At 65.4% G+C, this 16979-nt stretch carries 19 protein-coding genes; 7 read left to right on the forward strand and 12 right to left on the reverse strand.

What is annotated here, in order from left to right:
- The first annotated feature begins 52 nt into the window (after positions 1 to 52).
- Together B4L36_RS12835 and B4L36_RS12840 are read left to right on the forward strand one after the other, a co-directional pair.
- Positions 53 to 922 carry a branched-chain amino acid aminotransferase gene (locus B4L36_RS12835; protein WP_292957936.1) on the forward strand — a complete coding sequence of 290 codons (870 nt, stop codon included), beginning with the start codon at positions 53 to 55 and terminating at the stop codon, positions 920 to 922.
- Positions 923 to 936: 14 nt separating this feature from the next.
- Positions 937 to 1332, forward strand: a complete 396-nt coding sequence (locus tag B4L36_RS12840; protein WP_292957975.1) for a VOC family protein — start codon at positions 937 to 939, stop codon at positions 1330 to 1332.
- A 9-nt stretch (positions 1333 to 1341) separates the two neighbouring features.
- Here the strand turns inward: B4L36_RS12840 and B4L36_RS12845 are convergent, their stop codons facing one another.
- The 10 genes from B4L36_RS12845 to B4L36_RS12890 form a co-directional block, all read right to left on the reverse strand.
- Positions 1342 to 1530: a hypothetical protein gene (locus B4L36_RS12845; protein ID WP_292957938.1), complete on the reverse strand. Its 189-nt coding sequence runs from the start codon at positions 1528 to 1530 to the stop codon at positions 1342 to 1344.
- A gap of 64 nt (positions 1531 to 1594) precedes the next feature.
- On the reverse strand, positions 1595 to 2059 hold the full coding sequence (locus B4L36_RS12850; RefSeq protein WP_292957939.1) for a PTS sugar transporter subunit IIA: 465 nt from the start codon (positions 2057 to 2059) through the stop codon (positions 1595 to 1597).
- A gap of 85 nt (positions 2060 to 2144) precedes the next feature.
- Positions 2145 to 2720 carry a ribosome hibernation-promoting factor, HPF/YfiA family gene (hpf, locus tag B4L36_RS12855; protein ID WP_292957941.1) on the reverse strand — a complete coding sequence of 192 codons (576 nt, stop codon included), beginning with the start codon at positions 2718 to 2720 and terminating at the stop codon, positions 2145 to 2147.
- Between the two features lie 287 nt (positions 2721 to 3007).
- Positions 3008 to 3757 carry an LPS export ABC transporter ATP-binding protein gene (gene lptB / locus B4L36_RS12860; protein WP_292957943.1) on the reverse strand — a complete coding sequence of 250 codons (750 nt, stop codon included), beginning with the start codon at positions 3755 to 3757 and terminating at the stop codon, positions 3008 to 3010.
- Positions 3757 to 4233 carry a lipopolysaccharide transport periplasmic protein LptA gene (lptA, locus tag B4L36_RS12865; RefSeq protein ID WP_292957945.1) on the reverse strand — a complete coding sequence of 159 codons (477 nt, stop codon included), beginning with the start codon at positions 4231 to 4233 and terminating at the stop codon, positions 3757 to 3759. The genes lptB and lptA overlap by 1 nt, the downstream gene beginning before the upstream one ends.
- Before the next feature lie 22 nt (positions 4234 to 4255).
- Positions 4256 to 4834, reverse strand: a complete 579-nt coding sequence (locus tag B4L36_RS12870) for a hypothetical protein (protein WP_292957947.1) — start codon at positions 4832 to 4834, stop codon at positions 4256 to 4258.
- A 4-nt stretch (positions 4835 to 4838) separates the two neighbouring features.
- Positions 4839 to 5783, reverse strand: coding sequence for a KpsF/GutQ family sugar-phosphate isomerase (locus B4L36_RS12875; protein ID WP_292957949.1), 945 nt, complete (start codon positions 5781 to 5783; stop codon positions 4839 to 4841).
- A gap of 77 nt (positions 5784 to 5860) precedes the next feature.
- On the reverse strand, positions 5861 to 6475 hold the full coding sequence (locus B4L36_RS12880; RefSeq protein WP_292957951.1) for a ribonuclease D: 615 nt from the start codon (positions 6473 to 6475) through the stop codon (positions 5861 to 5863).
- Between the two features lie 194 nt (positions 6476 to 6669).
- Positions 6670 to 8067 carry an aspartate aminotransferase family protein gene (locus B4L36_RS12885; protein ID WP_292957977.1) on the reverse strand — a complete coding sequence of 466 codons (1398 nt, stop codon included), beginning with the start codon at positions 8065 to 8067 and terminating at the stop codon, positions 6670 to 6672.
- 96 nt (positions 8068 to 8163) lie between these two features.
- Positions 8164 to 8820, reverse strand: a complete 657-nt coding sequence (locus tag B4L36_RS12890) for a GntR family transcriptional regulator (RefSeq protein WP_292957953.1) — start codon at positions 8818 to 8820, stop codon at positions 8164 to 8166.
- A gap of 152 nt (positions 8821 to 8972) precedes the next feature.
- Here B4L36_RS12890 and B4L36_RS12895 point away from each other — a divergent pair, with 152 nt between their 5' ends.
- The 5 genes from B4L36_RS12895 (at position 8973) to B4L36_RS12915 (ending at position 14318) form a co-directional block, all read left to right on the forward strand.
- Positions 8973 to 10055 carry a polyamine ABC transporter substrate-binding protein gene (locus tag B4L36_RS12895; protein WP_292957955.1) on the forward strand — a complete coding sequence of 361 codons (1083 nt, stop codon included), beginning with the start codon at positions 8973 to 8975 and terminating at the stop codon, positions 10053 to 10055.
- Positions 10056 to 10125: 70 nt separating this feature from the next.
- On the forward strand, positions 10126 to 11262 hold the full coding sequence (locus tag B4L36_RS12900; RefSeq protein ID WP_292957957.1) for an ABC transporter ATP-binding protein: 1137 nt from the start codon (positions 10126 to 10128) through the stop codon (positions 11260 to 11262).
- Positions 11263 to 11278: 16 nt separating this feature from the next.
- Entirely contained in the window at positions 11279 to 12169 is an 891-nt protein-coding gene (locus B4L36_RS12905) for an ABC transporter permease subunit (protein WP_292957979.1), read from the forward strand.
- Entirely contained in the window at positions 12166 to 12984 is an 819-nt protein-coding gene (locus B4L36_RS12910; protein WP_292957959.1) for an ABC transporter permease, read from the forward strand. Before B4L36_RS12905 ends, B4L36_RS12910 begins: the two co-directional genes overlap by 4 nt.
- Entirely contained in the window at positions 12981 to 14318 is a 1338-nt protein-coding gene (locus tag B4L36_RS12915) for an NAD(P)/FAD-dependent oxidoreductase (RefSeq protein ID WP_292957961.1), read from the forward strand. The genes B4L36_RS12910 and B4L36_RS12915 overlap by 4 nt, the downstream gene beginning before the upstream one ends.
- Before the next feature lie 7 nt (positions 14319 to 14325).
- Here the strand turns inward: B4L36_RS12915 and B4L36_RS12920 are convergent, their stop codons facing one another.
- Positions 14326 to 15495 carry a nucleotide sugar dehydrogenase gene (locus B4L36_RS12920; RefSeq protein ID WP_292957963.1) on the reverse strand — a complete coding sequence of 390 codons (1170 nt, stop codon included), beginning with the start codon at positions 15493 to 15495 and terminating at the stop codon, positions 14326 to 14328.
- A gap of 86 nt (positions 15496 to 15581) precedes the next feature.
- The gene (locus tag B4L36_RS12925; RefSeq protein WP_292957965.1) at positions 15582 to 16853 is read right to left on the reverse strand and encodes an NAD(P)/FAD-dependent oxidoreductase; all 1272 of its coding nucleotides are present in this window, start codon (positions 16851 to 16853) and stop codon (positions 15582 to 15584) included.
- Positions 16854 to 16979: the final 126 nt, after the last annotated feature.

Consider the following 16979-nt stretch of genomic DNA (forward strand, 5'->3'; position numbering starts at 1 on the left):
TCCGGACGGCTGGCGCAAGAATCGCAAATTCCGGACGTGATGGAGGGAAATGATGACGGCGGCATATGACGATCGCGACGGCAAGATCTGGATGGATGGCGAATTGGTCGAATGGCGCGACGCGAATGTTCATGTCCTGACCCATGCGCTGCATTACGCCAGTTCGGTCTTCGAGGGCGAACGCTGCTATGACGGCAAGATCTTCAAGGGGCACGAACATTCTTTGCGGCTGATCGAATCGGCACGGCTGGTGGACATGACCTCGCCCTATACGGCCGAGGAAATCGACGCAGCGAAGGACGCCGTGCTGAAGGCCAACGGGTTCGACAACGCCTATGTGCGCGCGGTGATGTGGCGCGGGTCGGGTCCGGACATGGGCGTTTCGGCCGCGCGGAACCCGGTCCGGATGGCCGTCTGCGCCTGGGAATGGGGCAGCTATTACGGCGATGCGAAATGGCAGGGCGCCAAGCTGGACGTGGCCAAGTGGAAGCGGCCCAGCCCGGAAACGATCCCGACCGCGGCCAAGGCGGCCGGCCTCTACATGATCTGCACCATGTCCAAACACGCGGCCGAGGCCAAGGGCTGTTCGGACGCGCTGTTCATGGATTGGGAAGGCTACGTCGCCGAGGCGACCGGCGCCAACATCTTCTTCATCAGGGATGGCGAGGTGCACACGCCGCTGGCCGACCGCTTCCTGAACGGGATCACGCGGCAGACCATCATCGGGATGCTGAAGGACAACGGCGTTTCGGTTCACGAGCGCCGGATCAGGCCGGAAGAACTGGAAGGTTTTCAGGAATGTTTCCTGACCGGGACCGCCGCCGAGGTGACGCCGGTCGGCCAGATCGGCGACTGGCATTTCCAGGTTGGCGAAACCACGCGCAAGATCGCCGAGGATTACGAGACGCTGGTCCGCGCTTGAATCTCCGCGCTTGAATCACCGACGCCCATCTCGCGCTGGTGGTGCGCGATCATGACGAGGCGATCGGGTTCCATGTCGATGTCCTGGGTTTCCGGCTGCTTGAAGGTGTCCATCAGCCGGAACAGGACAAGCGATGGGTTCTGGTGCAACCGTCGGGTGGCGGCGTTTCCTTGCTGCTGGCGCGCGCGACCAGCGACGCCCAGAACGCGGTCGTCGGCGATCAGACCGGCGGCCGTGTCTTTCTTTTTCTGGAAACCGACGATTTACGCGCGGACCTGGCCCGACTGCGCCGGGCAGGCATCCGGATCATCCGCGAACCGAGATTGGCGGATTGCGGCATCGCGGCGGTTTTCGCCGACCTCTACGGCAATCTCCGGGATCTGATCCAGCGCCCCGCAGAGGCCGGCTGACCTGCGCGGCTAGGCCGTTTGATCCCGTTCGATCCGCAGGAATTCGGCGGTCTTGCGGTTCTCGTCACCCCGCATCTTCGGGCGGGCGCGCAGGGTCTTGATGGCGGGATGGGTGCCGGCCTCGCGTTCCTGGCGTGCGTATTCGCGCAGGCGCGTTCCGTTCTGGCTGCGGGGTTGATCGCTGACATGCTTGTTCATGATCCGGCCCTCCTCTGGCCTTCTGGACCATCAATATAGGACCGGAACAGACCGATTGGAACCGTCAGGCGGCCTTGATTCCCTGAGCCGCCGACAGAACGGCATGCAGGGCGGTCGCGTCGTCGTTGGCACGCAGCTTCGCGCGCAAATCGTTGTCGCGCAGCGTCCGCGAGACCAGCGCCAGCGCCTTCAGATGATCGACGCCACTGGATTCTGGGGCCAGAAGCGCAAAGATCAGATCGACCGGCTGGCGGTCCACCGCGTCGAAATCCAGCGGTTTCTCGAGGCGCAGGAACAGCCCCACGACGTTGTCCAGCCCGTGCAGGCGGGCATGGGGCAGCGCGACGCCATGGCCGACACCCGTCGGCCCCAGGCTTTCGCGCTCCTGCAGAGCATCCACAACCTCCGAGATGTTCAGCTTGTATTCGGCATTGGCCAGATCGGCCAGTTCCTGAAACAGCCGTTTCTTCGAGGTGACCTGCCCAAGAGAACGAACGGCGCCGGGTTTCAGGATCTCGCTGAGTTGCATGATGCTTGCGTCTCTCTCAATGGATGCGCCCCCGCGCGAAAACGCCGGGGGCGGTCCGTCGGTTCAGCCATGTCGCGGGCGACGATCAGCCATTGCCGCGCGGATCGATCCAACCCACATTGCCGTCGTCGCGGCGGTGGACGACGTTGACGCCGCCGTGTTTCTCGTTGCGAAACACCAGCAGCGGCGTTCCGGCCAGTTCCATCTGCATCACGGCATCCCCTACCGAAAGCGTGGGCACACGCGCCTCCATTTCGGCGATGATGATGGGTTGAAGCCCGCTATCCTTCGTCTCCCACACATCCTCGTCGGCGGACAGCACATACATGCCCGCGGGGCCGAATTCAACCGGATCAGAGCGGTCCTTGTGATGATCCTTCAGACGGCGCTTGTAGCGGCGAAGCTGCTTGTCCATCTTCTCGCGGCAGGCCTCGAAGGCATCATAAATCTCGACCGCGGCCCCGCGCGCCTGCACGGTCAGGCCGGTGGACAGATGCACGACGCTATCGCACAGGAACTGATGCGCGTCGCGGGAAAAGGTGACGGTCGCATCGGTGGGCCGCTGCGAATATTTGGTCACCGTCTCGCCCAGTTCCGTCTCGACATGAGTGCTGAGGGCATCGCCCACATCGATATGTTTTCCGCTGATCGTATAGCGCATCGTCGTTCCTCTTCGGTTGCCCGGTCTGACACGCCTGCCCGACGCAGAAAGCCAGGCCCGGGTTTGAGACGGCATTCCGTGCCGCCACCTGAACATTTGGTGACAGAGCGGCTTGGCTGTCAACGGGGCGGCGGAGGATCGCCGACGACCCGCGCCGCACGAGCTGGTGAGCAGCGTGCTGTCGGGGGCCGGGTCTTGCGGCGAAAGCCGCCCGCAATCGCCGCGCAAGCGCAGTCCGGATCGCGGGTCCGCCACTTCGCATTCAAGGTCGTCCCGTGGAACGGCAATCAGGCCAGGCTGAAGCTGTCGCCCAGATAGACCTTGCGGACCCGCGCGTCGGCAACGATCTCCTGCGTCGAGCCGGACATCAGCACGTTGCCGTCATGCAGGATATAGGCGCGATCCACGATGCCCAGCGTCTCGCGAACGTTGTGATCGGTGATCAGCACCCCGATGCCGCGCGATTTCAGATCATGGACCAGCCCGCGAATCTCGCCCACCGCGATCGGATCGACGCCCGCAAAGGGCTCGTCCAGCAGCAGATAGCCGGGATCCGAGGCCAGACAGCGCGCGATCTCGCATCGCCGCCGCTCGCCCCCCGACAGGGCCAGGGCCGGCGCGCCGCGCAGATGACCGATCGAGAAATCCCCCAGCAACTCCTCCAGCCGGTCGCGGCGGTGGCGCGGATCGTCCAGCGTCACCTCCAGCACGGCCATGATGTTCTGCTCGACCGTCAGGCCCCGAAAGATCGACATTTCCTGTGGCAGATAGCCGATGCCCATCCGTGCACGGCGGAACATCGGCAGCGCGGTCGCGTCGCGGCCGTCGATCATGACCTGCCCGGCATCCGGCGCGACCAGCCCCGCGATGCAGTAGAAGCAGGTCGTCTTGCCGGACCCGTTCGGCCCCAGCAGCGCCACCACCTCGCCCCGGTCCAGCGTGACCGAGACATCGCGGATCACCGGCCGGTTGCGATAGGATTTGCGCAGCCCCGCGACCCGCAGCCCGCCTGCCCTGACCTGAGTGTCCCGCGCCATCAATTGCCGCCGGGCTGGAGCACGGATCGCACCCGGCCATCGACCCTGGCGGTGCCGTCGGCAAGGTTGACGATCATGCGGTCGCCGGTCAGCACGTTCTGGCCCTGTTTCAGCACCACCGCGCCGGCCAGCGCGATATTGCCACTGGCAACGTCGTAATCGGCCGTTTCGGACTGTGCCGCATCCTTGCCCGAGGTCAGGGTCACGTTCCCCTGGGCCTTCAGCGCCTGGATCCGGTTCTGCCCGCCCTCTGCATAGATTACCGTCACGCTGTCGGCGGCCAGCCGCATCTCGCCCTGGCCGATCACCACATTGCCGGTGAAGACCGCGCTGCCATCCGCCTGATCGACGGCAAGATTGTCGGCGGCGACCTCGACCGGGGCCGAGGTGTCGGCCGTCATGCCGCCGAAGGCCACGTTCTGCGCCAGGGCGGGCGCGGCCAGGAGGGTCAGGGCGATGGTCAGGGGGCGCAGCATGGCGGGCATCCTCGTCCGGGGTTCAGGGTTGGTATATCAAACGGACGGAGCCCGAGAAATTCAAGACCGCTGCGCCCGCCCCGTCTTCGCGCTTTGGCTGCAGATCCATGCGGTCTGCGCGGATGCTGCCGAACGGCGCCTCGGCCTCGACCCCGCCGGTCGCGCGAATCAGCGAACGGTCAGTCGCGGCATCGACGCTGGGCGCATCCATCCGCCAGCCCGACGAGGTGGTCATCCTCACGCCGCCGCGCAGTCCGATCAGGCCATCGGCAAGCCCGGCCCGGGGCGCGGTCAGATCGGCGGTCAGGCCGTCCTTGCGCCGCCAGTCCAGCCGCACGTCGCGCGCGGCGCCGGCCCCTTGGCCTGGCGGCGTCGCCTCGCTGGCGCTCAGCGACAATTCGGCACCGTCATCGGTCACGCCGGTATAATCGGGCGCCACGAGGCGCGGCTCGCGCGCCATCTGTTCGGCATCGAGCTGGGCATAGGGAATGCGCGAATCCTCTTCGGGTCGGCGCGAGAACAGGAACAGCGTGGACAGGATCGCCAGCGCCGCCAGTGGCAGAAGCACGCGCAGCCAGCGGACGATGCGGGTGCGCCCCATCCGCCTAGACCAGTCCGGCGCGCAGGCAGTCGTGGATATGCAGAATGCCTTCCGGCCTGCCGCCCCGGACGGCGAAAAGACAGGTGATCTTGCGGTCCTGCATCTCGGCCAGGGCCGCCTCGGCCAGGGCGTCGGGGGCGATGGTGCGCGGATCGCGGGTCATCACCTCGTCGGCGCGGTAGTCCAGCAATCCCTGCATGTGGCGCCGCAAGTCGCCATCGGTGATGATTCCGACCAGGGCGCCGGACCCGTCCGTGACCCCGGTCACGCCATATCCCTTCTGGCTGATGACCAGCAGCGCGTCCGCCATCGGTGCGCTTTCGCCGATCAGGGGCATGTCGGAATGCATCAGATCGCCGACCTTCGACAAAAGCGCGCCCAGCTTGCCACCCGGATGAAAGGTCCGGAAATGCTCGGCCGTGAACTGACGATGCTCCATCAGCGCAACGGCCAGCGCATCGCCCAGGGCCAGCGTCATCGTGGTCGAGGTGGTGGGCACGATGCCGCGCCCGCAGGCCTCTTCGGCGGCGGGCAGGACCAGGGCCACATCCGCCTGCCGCAACAGCGTCGATTCGGGGCGCGAAGCGACCGCGATCAGCGGGATGGCGAACCGCCGGGTATGCGCGACCAGATCGGCCAGTTCGGGCGTTTCGCCGCTGTTGGACAGAATCAGCGCCGCATCGCCCTGCGTCACCATGCCCAGATCGCCGTGACTGGCCTCGGCCGGATGGACGAATTGCGCCGGCGTGCCGGTGGAGGCCAGTGTCGCCGCGATCTTGCGCGCGACATGGCCCGACTTGCCCATGCCCGAGACGATGACCCGGCCTCGAGCGCTCAGGATCACCTCGATTGCACGCTGGAAACTGTCGCCAAGTCCGTCGGCCAGCCGCTCCAGCCCGGCGATCTCGGTGCGGATCACGCGCCGCGCGGTCTCGATGTAATCTGCCAAACCCCTGACCCCTGCTCTGGTCGCCACGTCTCTGTTGGGGGTCCGGGGGGAAAGCGCCCCCGGCCGTCGTCTTCCATCTAGTGCTGGAAGATGTCCTTTTCATCCCCCCAGCCCAGCAGATCCAGATGGGCGCGGGCGGGCAGGAAATCGAAACAGGCCTGCGCAAGCCCCATCCGGTTCTCGCGCTTCAGCCGTTCCTCAAGCGCGGCCTTCAGCTTGTGCAGGTGCAGGACGTCGGAGGCCGCGTATTCCAGTTGCGCGTCCGTCAGATCCGGCTGCCCCCAGTCGCTGGTCTGCTGCTGCTTGCTGACATCGACATCCGCCAGTTCGTTCAACAGGTATTTCAGCCCGTGCCGGTCGGTGAAGGTGCGCACCAGCTTCGAGGCGATCTTGGTGCACCAGACCGGCGAGGTCACGACGCCGAAAGCGTTTTCCAGCGCCGCGATGTCGAAACGGCCGAAATGGAACAGCTTCACCACCTTGGGATCGGTCAGGATCCGGCACAGGTTGGGAGCCTCGGTCTGACCGCGCTCGATCTGGACAAGATGGGCATCGCCGTCGCCCGCCGACATCTGCACCAGACACAACCGGTCGCGGCGAGGATCCAGCCCCATCGTTTCGGTGTCGATGGCCACAACGGGGCCAAGGTTCACGTCGTCGGGCAGGTCGTTCGGATAAAGATGGATGCTCATCGGCCTTTTTCTGCTTGGGTTCCGGTTTTGCGCCTCTCTGACCAGAAACCGTCGCGGCATTCCAGAAGAATCGCCGCGCCCCGCGAGGAAGATGACGGTGCGTCGCACGGCATCGGCGTCGAACCGATCCTCACGCCCACGCCACGGCGCAAGGGTCCGCAGGCGGGCCGGGCTTCGGCGCGGCAGGCGCCCGATCATGCGGCCTGCCACAGCCCCTGTTCCCGGACCAGCTGGCAGGCCTGGTCGATCGAGGTTCGCGCCCGTTCGATCAGCAGGTCGATCTCGGATTCGCTGATGACCAGCGGCGGCGAGATGATCATCCTGTCGCCGACATGGCGCATGACCAGATTATTGGCGAAACAGCGTTCGCGGCAGATCAGCCCCACGGTCCCCGCATCCGCGGCAAAGCGCGCCCGGCTGTCCTTGTCCGGCGTCAGCGCGATTGACCCCATCATGCCGACGATCTTGGCCTCGCCCACCATCGGGTGATCCGTCAGGCTTTCCCACCTGGCCTTCAGATAAGGCGCCGTCACCTTGGCCACGCGATCGACAATGCCATCCTCGTCCAGGATGCGCAGGTTTTCCAGCGCCACGGCGGCGGCGACGGGATGGGCGGAATAGGTATAGCCATGGGCGAATTCACCCGTCTCGTTGATGACCTTCGCCACCCGGTCCGACAGGATGGATCCGCCCATTGGCGCATAGCCCGAGGTCAGGCCCTTTGCGATGGTCATGATGTCGGGTGTCATCCCCATCGTCTGCGAGCCGAACCAGTTGCCGGTCCGCCCGAAGCCGCAGATTACCTCGTCCGCGATCAGCAGGATGTCGTATTTGGCAAGGATGCGGTTGATCTCGGGCCAGTAGGTTTCGGGCGGCACGATCACGCCGCCCGCACCCTGCACCGGCTCGGCGATGAAGGCCGCGACCTTGTCGGGGCCGATTTCCTCGATCTTCGCCTCAAGCTGGCGGGCGCGTTCGAGGCCGAATTCCTCGGGCGTCATGTCGCCGCCTTCCGACCACCAGTCCGGCTGGTCTATATGGACGATGCCGGGGATCGGCAGGCCGCCCTGCGCGTGCATCCCCTTCATCCCGCCCAGGCTGGCCGCGCCCATGGTGGACCCGTGATAGCCGTTCCATCGCGAGATCACGACCTGCTTTTCGGGCTGGCCCTGCGCGGCCCAGAAGTGCCGCACGATCCGCAGGTTGGTGTCGTTGGAATCCGATCCCGAACCGTTGAAGAAGACGTGGTTCAGATCGCCGGGCGCAAGCTCGGCCAGGCGTTTGGCAAGGCTCAGCGCCGGAATGTGGGTCGTCTGGAAGAAGGTGTTGTAGAACGGCAGCTGGCGCATCTGTTCGGCGGCGGCCTGCACCAATTCCTCGCGCCCATAGCCGATATTGACGCACCACAGGCCGGCCATGCCGTCCAGGATCTCGTTCCCGTCGCTGTCTGTCAGGAACACGCCCTCGGCGCGGGTAATGACGCGCGCGCCCTTCGCGCTCAGCTCCGCGCCGGCGGTGAAGGGATGCATGTGATGGGCCGCGTCGATGGCCTGCAATTCGGCCGTGGGCAGGTGGTTCTGGATCATCGTCAGGCTCCTCGCACGCGGATCGGAACGAAAAAATGGCCGCGCATGGCGACCCTTTGCGGACAAGATAGAGCTTCGCCGAATGGCGTCAACCCGATTTGATCAAATCTTTTCGCGCAGGATGGCGCGAACGTTCTCCATCCCCTGCCTGATGTCGCCGGCGATGGCCACGCCGGCGGCCGTCCCGTCTCCGCGCGCCAGCGCAGCCAGCGCCTGCTGGTGCAGATCGGGCAGGTTGCGGGTGCCGAATCGGCCGCACATGACCCGCAGCGATGGCGCGGCGCGCAGCCACAGGGCCTCGACCAGCGGCAGCAGGACCTGCGAGGCCGAGGCGGCGTAAAGCGTCATGTGAAAGCGGTGGTTCTGCATCATGTAGCCGGTGATGTCGCCGCCGGCGATGGCCTGGTTCAGAACATCGTCGATCCGGTTCAGACCGGCGATCTGGGCAGTGGTCAGCAGCGGCGCGGCGCGGCGCACCAGTTCGGGTTCCAGGGCGAGGCGGGCGAACAGCAATTCGTCGATCTGGGCCTCGGACAGGATCGGCACCGAAACCCGCCGGTTGCCCTGAAATTGCAAGGCGCCCTCGGCGATCAGCCGCCGGATCGCCTCGCGCACGGGGGTCATGCCGGCGCCCAGCATCGCCACCAGCCCCTGGATCGTGACCGGCTGGCCCGGCGCCAGGTCGCCCGACAGGATCATCTCGCGCAGGCGGTGGTGGACGCGGACATGTTCCGGAGGCTTCGGTTCGGGATTGTTCAAATTCCGGGCATTCCTCTTTTCGAACGGGCCGGTGACTTGGTCTTGACAGGATCGCCGCCACCTGTCCCGATTATCATGTTGCGACGCCCATTCGCTTTTGATCAAATTGGGCTGCGAAAGACAATGAGAACCACCAACAGGGGAGTTTCGCAATGAAAAAGGCATGGATGCCGCTGGCCGCCCTTATCGCCGCCGGGACCGCCGCGCAGGCCGAGGAGGTCCGCGTCTACAACTGGTCCGACTATATCGACGAATCGCTGCTGGCGAAATTCGAGGACGAAACCGGAATCGATCTGATCTACGACGTCTTCGACAGCAACGAGGTGCTGGAAACCAAGATGCTGGCGGGATCGTCGGGCTATGACGTGGTCGTGCCGACCGGATCCTTTCTTCAGCGCCAGATCCAGGCGGGCGTTTTCCAGAAGCTGGATTACGACAAGCTGCCCAACGCGGTGAACCTGTGGGACGTGATCAAGGAACGCACGGCCAAATATGATCCCGGCAACGAATATTCGATCAATTACATGTGGGGCACGACCGGGCTTGGCGTGAATGTCGAGAAGGTCAGGCAGGCCCTGGGCGAGGATGCGCCGATCGACAGCCTGGATCTGATCTTCAAGCCCGAGAACATGGAGAAGCTGGCCTCCTGCGGCGTCATGTTTCTGGACGCGCCGACCGAGGTGATCCCTGCGGCGCTGAAGTTCCTGGGCGAGGATCCCGACAGCAAGGATCCCGACGTGATCGCCAAGGTCGAGGGGGTGCTGATGCCGGTCAGACCCTATATCTCGAAGTTCCACAGTTCGGAATACATCAACGCGCTGGCCAATGGCGACATCTGCGTGGCCTTCGGCTGGTCGGGCGACATCCTGCAGGCCCGCGACCGCGCCGCCGAGGCCGACAACGGCATCACGATCGCCTATAACGCGCCCAAGGAAGGCGCGCTGATGTGGTTTGACCAGATGGCCATCCCGGCCGATGCACCCAATCCCGACGGCGCGCTCAAGTTTCTGAATTTCATGATGGATCCGCAGAACATGGCGGCCGCGTCGAACTATGTCTATTACGCCAACGGCAACAAGGCGTCGCAGCAATACCTGAACGAGGACGTGATCGGCGATCCGGCGATCTATCCTTCGGCCGAGACGATGAAGAACCTCTACACCTTCACGCCCTACGACCCCAAGGTGCAGCGGATCGTCACCCGGCTCTGGACCAAGATCAAGTCCGGCACCTGATCCGGAACGCCGCCGCCGCGCCCTGTTCGGGCGCGGCGCATTCCTTGCCGCTCATCCGTCAGAGGTTTCGATGGCGCAGTCCAAGCCGCAGAATGTCTTCGCCCCCTGGGACGATCCGAACGAGGTGCCGCTGATCCGGTTCCGCAACGTCACCAAGCGGTTCGGGACCTTCACCGCCATCGACAGCCTGGATCTGGACATCTACCGCAAGGAATTCTTCGCCCTTCTCGGCCCCTCGGGCTGCGGCAAGACCACGCTGATGCGGATGCTGGCAGGGTTCGAGACGCCCAGCGAAGGCAAGATCACCGTCGATGATGTCGATGTCGGGCCGATCCCGCCCAACAAGCGGCCGGTGAACATGATGTTCCAAAGCTATGCGCTGTTTCCCCATCTGACGGTCGAGGACAACATCGCCTTCGGGCTGAAACGATCGAAGATGTCGCGGGACGAGATTACCGCGCGCGTGACCGAGATGCTGCGCCTGACCCGGCTCGAGAAATTCGCCAGACGCAAGCCGCACCAGATTTCCGGCGGACAGCGGCAGCGGGTGGCGCTGGCCCGGTCGCTGGCCAAGGCGCCCAAGCTGTTGCTGCTGGACGAACCGCTGGGCGCCCTGGACCGCAAGCTGCGCGAAGATACGCAGTTCGAGCTGATGGACATTCAGGAAAAGACCGGCACGACCTTCGTCATCGTCACCCACGATCAGGAAGAGGCGATGACGGTCGCCAGCCGCGTCGCGGTCATGGATCACGGGCGCATCGTCCAGGTGGACACGCCCGCCGGCATCTACGAGACCCCGAACAGCGTCTATGTCGCGGATTTCATCGGCGATGTGAACATCATCGAGGGCAATGCCTCGCCTGCCGGCGAGGGCCGGGTGTCGATCCACTACGCCGAAGGCGCGCAGCCGATCATCGCCGCAGCCGACCACATCCCGGACGGACAGCGCGTCTCCTTCGCGATCCGGCCGGAAAAGATCGTCGTGGGAACCGAACCCGATCCCGACCGCACCAATCAGGTTCGCGGCAGGATCGTCGATATCGGCTATCTCGGCAATGTCTCGACCTATCACCTGGAATTGCCGGGCGGGCAGAAATTCTCGGCCCAGATGACCAATGCGCGACGCCTGGCGCGGCGCGACTTTACCTGGGACGACGAGGTCTGGCTGTCCTGGACCGAGACCGCCGGCGTCGTCCTGACCGAATAGGGAGGCAGTCATGAACCTGCGCCGCCTGTTGCTGATCGCGATTCCCTATCTGTGGCTGCTGGGGCTGTTCCTGGTGCCATTCCTGATCGTGCTGAAAATCTCGCTTTCGGATACGGCGGTGGCGATTCCGCCCTACACGCCGACGCTGGATCTGTCGGGCGGCTGGGCGTCGATCAAGGAATTCTTCGGCCAGCTCGATTTCGAGAATTTCATCTGGCTGACCCAGGACGAATTGTATTGGCGGTCCTATCTGTCCAGCTTGCAGATCGCGGCCGTCTCGACCTTCATCACGCTGCTGGTCGGCTATCCCGTCGCCTACGGCATGGCGCAAAGTCCCGACGAATGGCGGCCCACGCTGATGATGCTGGTGATCCTGCCCTTCTGGACCTCGTTCCTGATCCGGGTCTATGCGTGGATCGGGATCCTTGCGAATGAGGGGTTCCTGAACCAGTTCCTGCTCTGGACCGGCATCATCGACATGCCGCTCCAGATCATGAACACGACGACGGCCGTCTATATAGGCATCGTCTATACCTACCTGCCCTTCATGATCCTGCCGATCTACGCCACGCTGGAAAAGATGGACGGCGCCCTGATCGAGGCGGCCGAGGATCTGGGCTGTTCGCGGCTGTCGGCCTTCTGGCTGGTGACGCTGCCGCTGTCGCGGCCGGGCATCATCGCGGGCTGTTTTCTGGTCTTCATCCCGGTCATAGGCGAATTCGTGATTCCCTCGCTGCTGGGCGGCTCGCGCACGCTGATGATCGGCAAGGTCCTGTGGGAGGAATTCTTCTCGAACCGCGACTGGCCGGTGGCCTCTGCGGTCGCGGTGGTCCTGCTGATTCTGCTGATCGTTCCCATCGTGCTGTTCCAGCGCAACCAACAACGCCAGCAGGAGGCCAGCCAATGAATCGCCGCCTGAGCTGGTTCAACGTCACCACGCTGAGCCTGGGCTTCGCCTTCCTGTATCTGCCGATGCTGATCCTGATCATCTACAGCTTCAACGCCTCGAAGCTGGTCACGGTCTGGGCGGGCTTCTCGACGCAGTGGTATGTCTCTCTGATGGGCAACCAGCAGTTCCTGGACGCGGCTTGGGTGACGCTGCGGGTCGCCTTCTTCTCGTCGACGCTGGCGACGGTTCTGGGCACGATGGCGGCCTATGTGCTGGTCCGGGCGGGGCGCTTTCCGGGGCGGACGCTGTTTTCCGGCATGATCTACGCGCCACTGGTCATGCCCGACGTGATCACCGGCCTTTCGCTGCTGCTGCTGTTCATCGCCATCAACCTTGACCGCGGCATCTTCACCATCGTCCTGGCGCATACGACGTTTTCCATGTGCTATGTCTCGGTCGTCGTCTCGTCGCGGCTGATGACCTTCGACCGTTCGCTGGAAGAGGCCGCGCTGGATCTGGGCTGCACGCCCTTCGACGCCTTCCGGTCGGTGACGCTGCCGATCATCACGCCGGCGGTGATCTCGGGCTGGCTTCTGGCCTTCACCCTGTCGCTGGACGATCTGGTGATCGCCTCGTTCACCGCCGGCCCGTCCTCGACCACGCTGCCGATCCGCATCTTTTCCTCGGTCCGCCTTGGCGTCAGCCCCGAAATCAACGCCCTGTCCACGATCATGATCTCCATCGTGGCCGTGGGCGTCGTCTCGGCCTCGCTGGTGTCAAAGCGCGCCATCATCCGTCAGCGGCAAGAGGAACTGGCCGGCGTGCGTGCATGAGTCGGTCGCGCCTCTATGAACCCGCAGCCTACGGCGCGGCCGCCCTGGACGGCTGTTTCTGGCCCGGCACGCAGGATGATCCGTGCACCTATCCGGCCCTGCACGGCGAGGCCCAGGCCGATTTCGCGGTGATCGGGGCAGGCGTCACCGGGCTGTCGGCGGCGCTGGAACTGGCCCGGTCGGGGCAGGATGTGGCGGTGCTGGACCGGCACCGGCCCGGCTGGGGCGCCTCGGGCCGCAATGGCGGCTTCTGCTGCCTCGGCGGCGCAAAGCTGGGCCGTGACGCGATGATCCGCCGCTATGGCGAGGCCGAGCACCGCCGTTATCGCACCACCGAGATGGCCGCCATCGCCCATGTCCGCGCGGTTCTGGACGATCACCGCATCGACGCCGACACCCATTCGCGGGGTGGCGAGTTGCAACTGGCGCATCGCCCGCGCGACTGGGCCGCGTTTCAGCAAGAGGCCGGGCTGGCCGCGCGCGATTATGGCATCACGCCGCGCCTGATCCCCGCCGCCGATCTGCCCGCCGAGGGCGCCGCGGGCACGGGCTTTCACGGCGGTTTGGTGCTGCCCCTGGGCTTTGCGCTGAACCCGCGGAAATATGTGCTGGGCCTGGCCCATGCCGCGCAGGATCACGGCGCGCGCCTTCACGCCGACAGCCCGGTTCTGCGGATCGCGCGGCGGCGGGACAGTTATGTGCTGGCCACGCCATACGGACACCTGCGCGCGCGCCGGCTGCTGCTGGCCACGAACGGCTATTCCGCGGAAGACCTGCCGGACTGGATGCGCGGCCGCTATCTGCCGGTGCAGTCCTCGGTGATCGTGACGCGGCCGCTGACCGATGCCCAGATCGCCGCGCAGGGCTGGAGCACCGATCTGATGGCCTTCGACAGCCGCAGCCTGCTGCATTACTTCCGCCTGCTGCCCGACCGCCGGTTCCTGTTCGGGATGCGCGGCGGCATTGCCTGGACGCCCCGCACCCATCGCGCCATCCGCCACCGGATCATCGCGGATTTCCAGGCCATGTTCCCGGCCTGGCGTCAGGTCGGGATGACGCATTTCTGGTCCGGCCTCGCCTGCCTGACCCGCAGCCTGGTGCCCTTCACCGGCCCCATCGACACCTGGCCGGGCGCCTTTGCGGCCTTCGGCTATCACGGCAACGGCGTCGCGATGGGCAGCTTCGCCGGGCAGCAGATGGCCCGGCTGGCGATGGACCAGACCGCGGATCTGCCCGGCTTTTTCGCCCGTCCTCCGCCCCGGTTCGAGGGTGGCGGCCTGCGCCGCCACCTGCTGCGCGCGGCCTATGCGTGGTATGCTTGGCGCGACCGCTGAAATCGTTTCAGGTATCGCGTCTCAGCAGATCGCGGGTAAAGACCCTGCCGGCCACATCGTCCAGATCGTCATGGCGGCGATTGGCGATGATCAGGTCGGCCTTGGCCTTGAATGCCTCCAGATCGCGGATCACGGCCGAGTTGAAGAATTGTTCGGCATCCAGCGCCGGCTCGTAGACGATACATTCGACACCCTTGGCCTTGATCCGCTTCATGATGCCCTGAATCGCGCTGTCGCGGAAATTGTCCGAGCCTTCCTTCATCACCAGCCGGTAGATCCCCACGACCTTGGGCCGCCGCGACAGGACCTGATCCGAGATGAAGTCCTTGCGCGTCCGGTTCGATTCCACGATGGCCGCGATCAGGTTCTGCGGCACGCTGTCATAATTCGCCAGCAACTGCTTGGTATCCTTTGGCAGACAATAACCGCCATAGCCGAAGGACGGGTTGTTGTAGTAATCGCCCACCCGTGGATCCAGCGACACCCCCTCGATGATCGCGCGCGGATCCAGATCGTGGCTCAGCGCATAGCTGTCCAGTTCGTTGAAGAACGCGACCCGCATGGCAAGGAAGGTATTGGCGAACAGCTTGATCGCCTCGGCCTCGGTCGAATCGGTCAGCAGGACCGGCACATCGCGGTCCTCGGCCGCCGCCACCAGCATGTCGGCGAAACGGCGCGCCGCCGCCGTCCTGTCGCCGACCACGATCCGGCTGGGATGGAGATTGTCGTAAAGTGCCTTGCCCTCGCGCAGGAATTCCGGCGAGAACAGAATCCGCTCGCAACCCGACCTGTCGCGGATGCTGCGGGTAAAGCCCACGGGAATCGTCGATTTGATGACGATGGTCGCATCGGGCGCCATCTCGCACGCCATGGCCACGACCTGTTCGACCGAGGACGTGTCGAAGTAATTGCTGCGGGGATCGTAATTGGTGGGCGTCGCCACGATCACGTAATCGGCCCCGGACATCGCTTCGCGCGGATCGGTCGTCGCCGTCAGGTTCAGCGCCCGGCCGGCGAAGAATTCCGCGATCTCGTCATCCTCGATGGGCGAAACCCGCGCCTGCACCGACGCGACGCGCTCGGCATCGATGTCCAGCGCCACCACCTGATGACGCTGGGCCAGCAGAACCGCGTTCGACAATCCGACATATCCCAGTCCGGCCACGGCAATCTTCATCACGTCCACCCCTTATCAACACTTCGCGATCCGTCATAGGTCAGCCCGCGCCCGGCGTCCATCATCCCGTGCCCCGGCCCCGCCGGTCACAGCGATCGCCACAATTGATGAGCCGCAAAGGCCGCATCGCAGAACCGCGCCACCGCCCTGCCGCCCCGGGCCACCGGCATCGCGGATGGCGCCAGAGGCAGATCCGACAACGCCCCGCCCGCCAGATGCCGGGCCAGTCCGCGTCCGACATGCGTGCCCGGACCGATGCCTCGCCCGTTATAGCCGATCGGAATGAACAGCCCCTCGGCCGGGCAAAGGATGCGCGGCAGATGATCGCCGGTCATGGCGATGCGTCCGTCCCAGCCCGCCTCGAATTCGACCGGACCCAGATCGGGAAACAGGACCCGCAGCCGCCGGGCCGCCCATCGCCGCGACAGGCCCGCATCGCCGCCAATCAGCGATCCCATGGACCCCAGGATCAGCCGCCCCGCCACGTCGCGCCGCAACGAGAACATGACGCGCGCCGTATCCCACACGCCCTCACCGCCGGGCAGGATCGAACGGGCCCGATCCCCCAGCGGCGCCGTCGCAAGCTGAAAGAACCGGATCGGGATGAAGCTTCGCGCCAGTCCCGGCCACAGGCCGTCGCTGTAGGCGTTGGTGGCCAGGATCACCGAATCCGCCCTGATCTCGCCCGCATCGCTGCGCAAGCGCCAGGCCGGACCCTCGCGCGTCAGCTTCGTTACGCGGACGTTTTCCACGATCCGCGCCCCGGCCGCGCGCGCGGCGCGCGCCAGACCGCGCGCATAGCCCATCGGGTTGATCGTGCCGGCGCGGCGATCCAGCAATCCGCCGTGAAAGGCGCGGGTCCCGGTCCGCCGCGCGGCCTCGGCGGCCGACAGCAGTTCGACGGGTGCGCCCAAACGCTGCCATTGCCATGCGCGGTCGCGCAGATCGGCCAGCCCGGCTGCCGAATGAGCCACATGGATGGTGCCGTTTCGGGACGCCTCGCAGGCGATGCCGTGACGTTCGATCAGCGAAAAGACCAGATCGGGCGCGTCCCCCAGACCGGCGATCAAGCGGCTTCCGGCCTCTTCGCCCAGGGCGGCGCGAACCTGATCCGGGGGCAGCCACAGGCCGGCATTGACCAGCCCGACATTGCGCCCCGAACCGCCATGACCGATCCGCCGCGCCTCGATCACCTGCACGCTCAGCCCCTGCTCGGCTGCGTGCAGGGCCGCCGAAAGCCCGGTGAAACCGGCACCGACGATGGCCAGATCGGCCGAGGCCGCCATGCCCCCCGCAATCGCATCCGCCGGCGCGGTACGATCCCACAAGGAGATCGGATCCTCATTGTCTGCCTGCATTCCGGGTCCTGCCCCCTGCCGCGTCACGAATGCGACATTCGCCGGAACCTCCGGCGCTGTCAAAACCCGTTCGCGATCCCGGCATGGCAGCCGCGCCCGGACATCGGGTTTTCGGCGATCATTTTG

Origin of the sequence: Paracoccus sp. UBA889 (assembly GCA_002294185.1) — a bacterium.
GTDB lineage: Bacteria > Pseudomonadota > Alphaproteobacteria > Rhodobacterales > Rhodobacteraceae > Paracoccus.

Excerpts from the sequence above, each read along its gene's own strand:
- B4L36_RS12835 (WP_292957936.1), top strand. The coding sequence starts at position 53 with ATGACGGCGGCATATGACGATCGCGACGGCAAGATCTGGATGGATGGC.
- B4L36_RS12915 (WP_292957961.1), top strand. The coding sequence starts at position 12,981 with ATGAGTCGGTCGCGCCTCTATGAACCCGCAGCCTACGGCGCGGCCGCC.
- lptB (WP_292957943.1), bottom strand. The coding sequence starts at position 3,757 with ATGGCGCGGGACACTCAGGTCAGGGCAGGCGGGCTGCGGGTCGCGGGG.
- B4L36_RS12925 (WP_292957965.1), bottom strand. The coding sequence starts at position 16,853 with ATGCAGGCAGACAATGAGGATCCGATCTCCTTGTGGGATCGTACCGCG.
- hpf (WP_292957941.1), bottom strand. The coding sequence starts at position 2,720 with ATGCGCTATACGATCAGCGGAAAACATATCGATGTGGGCGATGCCCTC.
- B4L36_RS12900 (WP_292957957.1), top strand. The coding sequence starts at position 10,126 with ATGGCGCAGTCCAAGCCGCAGAATGTCTTCGCCCCCTGGGACGATCCG.
- B4L36_RS12920 (WP_292957963.1), bottom strand. The coding sequence starts at position 15,495 with ATGAAGATTGCCGTGGCCGGACTGGGATATGTCGGATTGTCGAACGCG.
- B4L36_RS12850 (WP_292957939.1), bottom strand. The coding sequence starts at position 2,059 with ATGCAACTCAGCGAGATCCTGAAACCCGGCGCCGTTCGTTCTCTTGGG.
- B4L36_RS12880 (WP_292957951.1), bottom strand. The coding sequence starts at position 6,475 with ATGAGCATCCATCTTTATCCGAACGACCTGCCCGACGACGTGAACCTT.
- B4L36_RS12845 (WP_292957938.1), bottom strand. The coding sequence starts at position 1,530 with ATGAACAAGCATGTCAGCGATCAACCCCGCAGCCAGAACGGAACGCGC.
- B4L36_RS12870 (WP_292957947.1), bottom strand. The coding sequence starts at position 4,834 with ATGGGGCGCACCCGCATCGTCCGCTGGCTGCGCGTGCTTCTGCCACTG.
- lptA (WP_292957945.1), bottom strand. The coding sequence starts at position 4,233 with ATGCTGCGCCCCCTGACCATCGCCCTGACCCTCCTGGCCGCGCCCGCC.
- B4L36_RS12910 (WP_292957959.1), top strand. The coding sequence starts at position 12,166 with ATGAATCGCCGCCTGAGCTGGTTCAACGTCACCACGCTGAGCCTGGGC.
- B4L36_RS12895 (WP_292957955.1), top strand. The coding sequence starts at position 8,973 with ATGAAAAAGGCATGGATGCCGCTGGCCGCCCTTATCGCCGCCGGGACC.